9 protein-coding genes and 1 rRNA gene are annotated in these 9,259 nt (G+C 41.5%); 4 read left to right on the top strand and 6 right to left on the bottom strand.

Translation table 11 applies throughout. The annotated features are described in order from the left end of the window. From ERX29_RS07365 to ERX29_RS07355, 3 genes are all read right to left on the bottom strand, one after another. Positions 1-203, bottom strand: a 16S ribosomal RNA gene (locus ERX29_RS07365); the annotation flags it as partial. A 367-nt stretch (positions 204-570) separates the two neighbouring features. Beyond that, on the bottom strand, positions 571-1,422 hold the full coding sequence (locus ERX29_RS07360; RefSeq protein WP_133444060.1) for a patatin-like phospholipase family protein: 852 nt from the start codon (positions 1,420-1,422) through the stop codon (positions 571-573). 92 nt (positions 1,423-1,514) lie between these two features. Further along, the gene (locus ERX29_RS07355; RefSeq protein ID WP_133444059.1) at positions 1,515-3,032 is read right to left on the bottom strand and encodes a DNA-binding protein; all 1,518 of its coding nucleotides are present in this window, start codon (positions 3,030-3,032) and stop codon (positions 1,515-1,517) included. Positions 3,033-3,255: 223 nt separating this feature from the next. Between ERX29_RS07355 and ERX29_RS07350 the strand changes: the two genes are divergently transcribed. The 4 genes from ERX29_RS07350 (at position 3,256) to phnE (ERX29_RS07335) (ending at position 6,630) form a co-directional block, all read left to right on the top strand. Beyond that, a complete protein-coding gene (locus tag ERX29_RS07350; RefSeq protein WP_133444058.1) occupies positions 3,256-4,203 on the top strand; it encodes a phosphate/phosphite/phosphonate ABC transporter substrate-binding protein in 948 nt (315 codons plus the stop codon). A 71-nt stretch (positions 4,204-4,274) separates the two neighbouring features. After that, positions 4,275-5,048, top strand: a complete 774-nt coding sequence (phnC, locus tag ERX29_RS07345; protein ID WP_133444057.1) for a phosphonate ABC transporter ATP-binding protein — start codon at positions 4,275-4,277, stop codon at positions 5,046-5,048. Beyond that, complete coding sequence (gene phnE / locus ERX29_RS07340) at positions 5,048-5,827, top strand: phosphonate ABC transporter, permease protein PhnE (protein WP_133444056.1); 780 nt, start codon at positions 5,048-5,050, stop codon at positions 5,825-5,827. The genes phnC and phnE (ERX29_RS07340) overlap by 1 nt, the downstream gene beginning before the upstream one ends. Then, on the top strand, positions 5,824-6,630 hold the full coding sequence (gene phnE, locus ERX29_RS07335; RefSeq protein ID WP_133444055.1) for a phosphonate ABC transporter, permease protein PhnE: 807 nt from the start codon (positions 5,824-5,826) through the stop codon (positions 6,628-6,630). The genes phnE (ERX29_RS07340) and phnE (ERX29_RS07335) overlap by 4 nt, the downstream gene beginning before the upstream one ends. A gap of 62 nt (positions 6,631-6,692) precedes the next feature. Here phnE (ERX29_RS07335) and recR read toward each other — a convergent pair whose 3' ends face one another. From recR to dnaX, 3 genes are read right to left on the bottom strand one after another with little or no spacing between them, the layout of a single operon-like run. Beyond that, positions 6,693-7,289: a recombination mediator RecR gene (gene recR / locus ERX29_RS07330; RefSeq protein ID WP_133444054.1), complete on the bottom strand. Its 597-nt coding sequence runs from the start codon at positions 7,287-7,289 to the stop codon at positions 6,693-6,695. Further along, on the bottom strand, positions 7,289-7,609 hold the full coding sequence (locus ERX29_RS07325; RefSeq protein WP_133444053.1) for a YbaB/EbfC family nucleoid-associated protein: 321 nt from the start codon (positions 7,607-7,609) through the stop codon (positions 7,289-7,291). The genes recR and ERX29_RS07325 overlap by 1 nt, the downstream gene beginning before the upstream one ends. A 15-nt stretch (positions 7,610-7,624) precedes the next feature. Then, on the bottom strand, positions 7,625-9,253 hold the full coding sequence (dnaX, locus tag ERX29_RS07320; protein ID WP_133444052.1) for a DNA polymerase III subunit gamma/tau: 1,629 nt from the start codon (positions 9,251-9,253) through the stop codon (positions 7,625-7,627). Positions 9,254-9,259: the final 6 nt, after the last annotated feature.

Here is a 9,259-nt window from a genome sequence, read left to right as displayed (position 1 = left end):
CCACCATGAGGTGGAAGATATCATCCGGTATTAGCTCCGGTTTCCCGAAGTTATCCCAGTCTTACAGGTAGGTTACCCACGTGTTACTCACCCGTCCGCCGCTGACATCAAGGAGTGCAAGCACTCCTGTCCGTCCGCTCGACTTGCATGTATTAGGCACGCCGCCAGCGTTCATCCTGAGCCAGGATCAAACTCTCCATAATAGTTTGTCTGATAAAAGCTCGTTGATTGCTTATGGCAATCACTCATTAAAGTACTAAGTACTCAAATTATTGGAATTAACGTTGACATATTGCGATTCAGTTTTCAATGTTCATTTTTTGTCTCACAAGATTTAACTATACTCTCTTCCTTTTAGAAAGTCAACTCTTTTTTAAAAATAAGTTTTAAAATCAAGTTTTTGTATTAAGTTATATCTTTGTCGAACAAGATTTAATTATACTCTTACGTAAATTATAAGTCAACTCTTTTTTTGAATTTTTTATTGTGAGTTGCTTTTATCTCTGCCGGACAAGATATAACTATACAGGGTTCTAAACCCTTGTACAAGCATAAAATTTACACTTTCAATTATAAATTAAAACTTCTTAGCTTCTCAATCTTTTCTAAAGCTTTTTCAGCATCTGAATATCCAAGCTTATAAAGAGTATCAAGTTTTTCTTTGTCTTTCTCGAGACGATCTACTTTCAAATCGATTGAAGGTCGGATGATCACGACTCGACCCGTCTCTTCCTGGCGATTGACATAATGAAGCGTTTCATTATAGCGTGCCGGACGTCTACGCATCGCTTCATCAACTTTTGGATATCCTTTAACTTTAAACCATTTAGCAAGACGACCTGACTTCTTCACATATCCTTTTGGACGTGTCAGTACAACAACATTATTCTTGATACCATCAGCCTGGGCTTTACGTAGTGGTATCGGATCTGTAACACCGCCATCCAGCAACTTCTTACCATCATATTCAACAATAGGTGCCATTAAAGGAAGTGAACTTGAAGCCCTTAATATGGTCAATAGGTCTTTTTGTAAATGAGACTTCTCAAAATACTCTGTCTCTCCTGTTTCACAATTAGTGCAGGCAACAACATATTGTCCTTCATATAGAAGAAAGTCATTCATATTGAATGGCACATGAATACTTGGAATTTCATTAAAGATGAAATCCATGCCAAACATTTCGCGATTTTTAATATAATTCTGTACGGATAAATATCGTTTATCTCCTAAAAAGTCGAGACTGACCTGCCGATTGCGACCACGCTGCTTAGATAAATAGGAAGCTGCCATATTAGCTCCTGCTGAAACGCCGATAATATAATCGAAATCTAATTGCTTGTCTAAAAACAAATCCAGCACTCCTGCCGTGTAAATGCCGCGCATACCGCCGCCTTCTAATACTAATCCCAGCTTATTCATTACGTCACTCCTTTGACTATTCCATATTATAACAAATGACTTCATATAAAAAAAGCAGCCGAAATTAACCGCTGCTTTCCTGTAATGTTCTATTATTTAATGCTTAATGCTTCTGTATAAAGAGTAGACGTTCCTCTTTTCAATCTGATACTGGCACTACCGGTTATTCCCTTTGTTGTTTTTACTGTTAATGTCGTAACAGCCGCCCCGCTGGCATCAGTAGTCATAGTGAATGATGGACTATATCCTGTAGCACTCCACTGTCCATTCATATAGAAAGAACCAAGTTGTGTACCGCCAGCATTATAAATACCGACTTTAAGATTGTTATAAGTTGTATTTGGTGTTAATCCGCTGAAAGTCAGCTTTACGTTGAACGATGTGCCGTTAGTGATCTCGGGGAGAACGAAGTCGTAGCCCGACTGTGGTGCCGGAACCGCTTCTGCCTTATAACCATAACTGCGTTGCTTGAAAGTTGATTCATCATACCACTTGTAAGTCGCTGCCGGAGATGACCATGGCTCACTCTCCGGTTCGGTTGAAACTGATGGAACTTCAAAAGGTAAAATTGGTGATGCTTTATCGAGTGTCAGTCCTTTTTCCTTAAAAGATGTATATGCTTCGTCTTCAGCCAGCCAGTCAATAACATTTGTAAGTAACGTGCTGTCGTTCTGCTCCTTATAACCATCATATGTTTTCTTAATTTGACCGTTATCTTCTCTTAAATATTTCGGCGTTGCATCTTCCACCATAGAAGAATCTCCAATAAATGCCGCTTTACCAAGTCCAACTTTACTAATGGCTGCATAAGCACCTTCTTCCTTACCACCGCCAAAATAGACACCTTGATCCACTGCAGGACCCCATTTGTCTGTCGATGTTAAACCAGATGGTAAATAGACGAGCCCTTTCGCAATATCAGGATTAGTGAGAGCAATCGTCGACCCTGCATGCATTGCTACACTGTTGACACCATTTGTAATTCCGAATGCTCCAGCATCTCTTGCAATATCTGTCGCTGTAATATTATTTAAGGCGTTATATCTGAATCTAACACCAAAGTTGCTTGCCAACCAATCCGTGCTCGTGACACCCGCCATTCTTGCTGATTGTTTTTCCTCAGTCGACATCCCTTTCATCGGATCAGTATAAGCACCTCGACGATAGCCGTTGAAGATCTCTGATGAATCATAGCGGTTTAAATTTCTATCTGCATTATAATGATCAGCGATAAAGAAAACACTGCCGCCTCCCTTAACATATTTAAGGATGGCATCCTGTTCCGATTGTTTAAAAGGAATATTTGCTTCTGGTATTACGAAGACATCATGAACTACGAGATCTTCATAAGTAATCGGCGTTCCTTTTCGTAACTCCTTAACTTGATAACCTTTCGCCGCGATACCTTGACCGAAGTCAGAAAATGCTCCGTCAATTACCCAGTCTGCCGCACCGGCTGTTTGTCCGTGGGTATTATCAACAAGTACACTCTTACCGTTTGCTACCACCGGTTTAATGATGGGTGCCTGGTCACTGAAATTTTCAGCCTGTGCCGCTGTTGCTGTAAATGTTAATGTGACAAGAGTTGCAAGAACAGTCTTTTTAATCATTGTTTTTCCTCTTTTCCCAATCGTTATTCAGCTAGTGACTCCTTCTATTTATTTTTAACAGATTAGTATTAACTGTCTATAAACAGGATGTAAAAATTATAAGTAACCGTTTACAATATTTACGTGACAGTTTACAATATTTACAGTAATGTCATAGCTATATCATTAAATCTTTTGTTATTATTTACTCGTGCGTTACAAAACAAGGAAAAGGAGCATCATCATGTTTAAAAAAATCGTTAAAACTTCTGTGCCTGCGTTAATGGCAGTTACAGTACTCGCAGCTTGTGGTTCTACAGAAACAAAGTCAGAAGATCAAAAAGATTCTACAGCTTCATCCAGCAAAGAAAGTTACAAACCTGATAAATTAACAGTGCAGTTTGTTCCTTCTCAAAATGCAGAAACACTTGAAGCTAAAGCGAAACCTCTTGAAAAACTGCTTAAAGAAGAACTTGATATTCCAGTAGAAGTATCTGTATCTACTAACTACAACACGATTGTTGAAGCAATGAAGTCTAAAAAAGTAGACGTCGGCTTCCTTCCACCAACTGCGTATGTATTAGCACATGATCAAAAAGCTGCTGACGTATTACTGCAGGCACAGCGTTACGGTGTTAATGATGATGGTACACCAACAAAAGAACTTGTGGATTACTACAAATCTCAGTTTATCGTTAAAAAAGATTCAGGCATCAAAAACCTTAAAGATATGAAAGATAAGAAAATCGCGATGCAGGATGTTACTTCAACAGCTGGATATGTCTTCCCTGCTGTCGAATTAAAAAAAGAAGGTATCGATCCATTAAAAGATATGGAAGTAACAACTGTTAAAGGTCATGACCAGGCAGTTATTTCTTTACTAAATGATGATGTAGATGTAGCGGTAACATTCCAGGATGCACGTAATATCGTGAAAGGTGACCAACCAAACGTTTTCAAAGATACTGAAATTGTCAAATTCACTGAAAAAATTCCTAATGATACTATTTCAGTCCGTTCAGATATGTCTAAAGAGTGGAAAGATAAATTGACAGAAGCGTTTATCAATATCGGTAAAGATAAAGAAGGTCAGAAAGTTATCCGCGAAGTTTATTCACATGAAGGTTATGTGAAATCGGATGATTCTAAGTTCGATATTATCCGTGAGTACGATAAGAAGGTCAAAGAATAGATTTTTTATGCTATTAAAAAGGCTAAACTCACATCGGTGGGTTTAGCCTTTTACTATAAAGGAGTGTCACTATGAGTCAAATAGTATTTAACGACGTCAGTAAAGTGTACCCAAACGGACATGTTGGATTGGATCACGTCAATCTTCAGGTCAGCCAAGGAGAATTCGTAGTGATCGTTGGTTTATCAGGGGCAGGAAAATCAACGTTGCTGCGTTCCATCAACCGACTTCATGAAATTTCGTCAGGCGATATTTCTATCGATGGCGAGTCTATTACACAGGCTAAAGGAAACAAACTGCTGATGATGCGCCGCAATATCGGGATGATTTTTCAGAGCTTCAACCTTGTTAAACGCTCTTCTGTGATCAGGAATGTCCTGTCAGGACGCGTCGGCTATCATCCGACATGGAAGATGGTGCTCGGATTGTTTCCAAAACAGGACAAACAGATCGCTCTTGAGGCGCTTGATCGCGTCAATATTGTTGAAAAAGCCTATAGCCGTGCTGACGAATTGTCAGGCGGGCAGCAGCAGCGTGTATCAATCGCACGTGCTTTGGCACAAGAGCCGAAGATCATTCTTGCTGACGAACCAGTTGCCTCACTTGATCCGCTAACAACGAAACAAGTAATGGACGACTTACTGCGCATCAATAAAGATCTGGGTATTACCATCATCGTCAACCTCCATTTCGTTGATCTCGCACGCGAATATGCTACAAGAATTATTGGTCTGCAGGCAGGCCGCGTTGTCTTTGACGGACCAGTAGAACAAGCGACAGATGATGCCTTCAGCAGAATATATGGTCGTGAAATAAAAGATGACGAGAAGACGGGGGTCAGCTGATGAACCCAACTCCTATTAATCATGCTAAGCGTTACAAAACCATCTTCTCTCTGCTATTACTCATCGCTTTAATTATCTGGAGCGGTTACCAGACAGAATTCAGTTTTCAGAGTCTAGCTATTGGTGCACCAGAAATGATGAATCTGATTAAAGAAATGCTGCCTCCTGACTGGTCTTATTTTTCTGAAATTATAGAACCTATGCTTGATACGATCCGTATGGCGGTACTTGGCACAACGTTCGGTTCACTGTTAGCACTGCCCGTCGCTCTTTTATCAGCGAGCAATGTTTTTAAGTCACGCTGGATCAACATGCCTGTCCGCTTCGTTCTGAATATCATCCGCACCATTCCAGACCTGCTGCTCGCTTCTATATTTGTAGCAGTTTTCGGCATCGGTGCATTACCGGGGATTTTCGCGCTGACTGTACTGTCATTCGGCATCGTAGCAAAACTATTTTATGAAGCACTCGAGAACATCGATAACGGACCGCTTGAAGCGATGACTGCAGTCGGTGCCAACAAATACAAATGGATTACATTCGGTGTTTTACCTCAGGCACTTGCACCGTACTTGTCATTTGTATTGTTTACTTTTGAAATCAATATCCGTGCGGCAGCTGTTCTCGGACTCGTAGGAGCAGGCGGTATTGGATTGTTCTATGATAAGACACTTGGTTACTTTGAATATCCGAAAGTAACAACAATTATTCTATTCACATTGCTGATTGTAATGATTATTGACTACACTAGTACGAAAGTAAGGGAGAGACTGTTATGACAAAGAACTATGATTATTTAAAACCTAAATCATCAGTGCCTGCCATTATCAGAACCATCCTCCTTATTATCTTGCTGCTTGCAATATACATATGGGCGTTCAGTGGAATGCCAAAAATCGAAATCAAGGAAAAGTCCTGGGAAATTCTTTCAAATATTCTGTCAGGCATTATTCATCCTGACTGGAGCTATGTCTACATGCCTGAAGGTGAGGACTTACTGCGCGGACTGCTTGAAACATTTGCTATCGCTTTTCTAGGAACAATTATTTCCGCAGTGCTCTGTATTCCGCTTGCCTTTCTTGCAGCCCGTAACATCTCCAATCGTTTCCTGTCAGAGGTCAGCAAATTCTTTCTCAGTGTTATCCGTGTCTTCCCGGAAATCATTATGGCGCTGTTATTCATCAAAGCCGTCGGACCTGGAGCCTTCGCCGGAGTACTGGCGGTCGGTATTCATTCTATCGGTATGCTCGGCAAACTGTTTGCTGAAGACATTGAAAACCTGGACCTTGGCCCATCTGAAGCATTGACCGCAACTGGTGCTAACAAGACGAAGACATTGATGTTCGCTGTTGTTCCGCAAATACTGCCGGCATTCATTTCATTTGTGCTCTATCGCTTTGAAATCAATTTACGTAGTGCATCCATCCTCGGATTAATTGGTGCTGGAGGTATCGGGACCCCCCTTATCTTCGCATTACAGGGAAGAACTTGGGACCGCGTCGGCATCATTCTGATTGGTATCATTATTATGGTCATCATTGTCGATACATTATCAGGTGCTATAAGAAAGCGTCTCGTGTAACATTTTTAAGAGACAAAAAAAGCAGTGATACACTTGTTAAGTGCATCACTGCTTTTTATTAACTATATCTCTGTACGACCTGATATGGCTTTAGATAGCGTGACTTCATCTGCATACTCAAGATCGCCGCCGACAGGGAGCCCATGAGCAAGACGTGTTGTCTTAATGCCAATCGGCTTCACTAAACGAGAAATGTACATCGCTGTCGATTCGCCTTCGATATTAGGATTCGTCGCTAAAATCAATTCCTGAACTTGTTCATCTTTCAATCGGTTCAATAGACTTGGAATATTAATATCTTCTGGTCCAATGCCTTCCATCGGAGAGATAGCACCTTGCAGCACATGGTACATCCCCTTATATTCACGCATCTTCTCCATCGCAATGACATCTTTTGATTCCTCAACGACACAGATCATAGAGCGATCCCGCGTTTTATCCGCACAAATATAACATGGGTCCGTATCCGTTATATGCCCGCAGACAGAACAGTACGTCAGTTCACGCTTTACATCGACCAATGCCTTCGCAAAATTCATCACATCGTCTTCCTTCATGTCCAACACATGAAACGCTAAACGCGCCGCAGTCTTTGGACCGATTCCCGGCAGTTTCATAAAGCTGTCTATGAGCCGTGAAATTGGTGCAGGATAATGCATTACATCATTCCTGGAATGTTCATTCCTTTAGTATGCTGACCTAAGCGTTGTGCCGTCACATCATCTGCTTTGGATAATGCTTCGTTAGTTGCTGCCAGTACTAAGTCCTGTAACATTTCGATATCTTCCGGATCCACGACTTCTTCCTTGATAATGACATCAAGGACTTCCTTATGGCCTGAGACGATTACAGTGACCATGCCGCCGCCTGCTGTCCCTTCAATGCGTTCTTCTTTTAATTTTTCCTGCTCTTCTGCCATTTTCTTCTGCATTTTCTGCATTTGTTTCATCATTTGCTGCATATTTCCACCACCGCGCATCGTTGTTTCCTCCTATTAATCAATTAAATTTATTGTGTCTTTACCGAACAGCTCTTCTGCCGTCTTGACGATGTCATCTTTCGGCTCCTGTTTCACTTCAGTCTGCTGCTTCTTATGCTTAATATAGTCATGTCTGACTTGCAGCCACTGCGAATCAGGTACACCTACCATTTTAACTTTTTTATTGATGATTGTGTATACAATCGACTCAATCTGTTCACGTTTATCGTCACCTTTATTGACAAGTTCACAGTGAATGTCTTCCTGAAACTTAATTAATACGTGAGTGCTGCTCGCTGCGACAGGCTCTGAATTCTGCAGCAGACTGACCAGTGCTCTATTATTCTGTTTCACGTGCTCGATGAGTGACTGCCAGTTTTCCTGCAGATAAGTTAAATCTTCCCGGTTTGCGTTATCCAGGACATTTTCAATCTGAGAAACGGAGAACTTGTTGGCATTGCGTTCTGTTTTAGCTTTTGGTTTAGAAGGGGCAGCAGCTGTCGGATTCAGCTGCACTTGCGCCAGTTTCTCTTCAAATTCCTTCATCCGGGCATCAATATACTGCGTGCTTGCCCCTGCGCCATGTTCATGAGACTTCACGAGTTCAGAGAGCTTCACTATCAATACTTCAAAATGAATGTTCATGTTGACCGCAAAACGCATGGAAACGAGCGTATCATTGATCTTATCAATCATTTCGTATATGACAGGCAGTTCTACTTCGTATATGTGCCCTTCTCCTTTAGTCCCTGTTGCAAAATCGACGATGACATCGCGCAGATAATAGATGAAGTCATTGACAAGACGATTCACTTCCTTGCCATCACTTAACAGCTGATGGTACTGGTCAAATGCCAGGCGCACATCATACGTCACAATAGCATCAGTGAGCTTTCGCAAGTCTTCTTTGCCGACGCTTCCTGTCACATTCAACACATGCGATAGTGTCAGATTTTCATCGCCAAATGCAATCGCCTGATCCAGAATACTCAGAGCATCCCGCATACCGCCTTCAGCAGTCTGAGCGATGAATTCCAGTGCAGATAATTCGTATTTAATACCTTCCTTATCACACACATAACTCAGATGCTCAACAATGTCAGGCGTTGAAATTGCCTTGAAATCAAAGCGCTGACAGCGGGAGATGATTGTCGGTGGAATTTTATGCGGTTCTGTCGTTGCCAGGATGAAGATGGCATGACTGGGTGGTTCCTCGAGCGTCTTCAGCAAAGCATTGAATGCGCCAGTCGTCAGCATATGTACTTCATCGATGATATATACTTTATATTTCGATTCACCTGGGGCATACTTCACTTTATCCCGGATATTACGGATTTCATCAACACCATTATTACTCGCTGCATCGATTTCAATGACGTCTGAATTCGTGCCACTTGTAATCGATACACAACTTGGACATTCGTTACATGGTTCACCGTCATGACGCTCATTACAGTTGATGGCTTTCGCAAATATTTTGGCGATACTCGTCTTCCCAGTACCACGTGGTCCGTTAAATAAATACGCATGTGAAATCTTACTTCTCGCTATAGCATTCTTCAGAGTAGTTGTCACATGCTTCTGACCGACCACTTCTTCAAATGCCTGTGATCTGAACACACGATATAAAGCCTGATAACTCAAGACGTC

It is taken from the genome of Macrococcus lamae (genome assembly GCF_004359545.1).
GTDB classification, from domain to species: domain Bacteria; phylum Bacillota; class Bacilli; order Staphylococcales; family Staphylococcaceae; genus Macrococcus; species Macrococcus lamae.
Note: the sequence above shows the minus strand (reverse complement) of the source record. Positions and strands in the feature narration are given on the sequence as shown.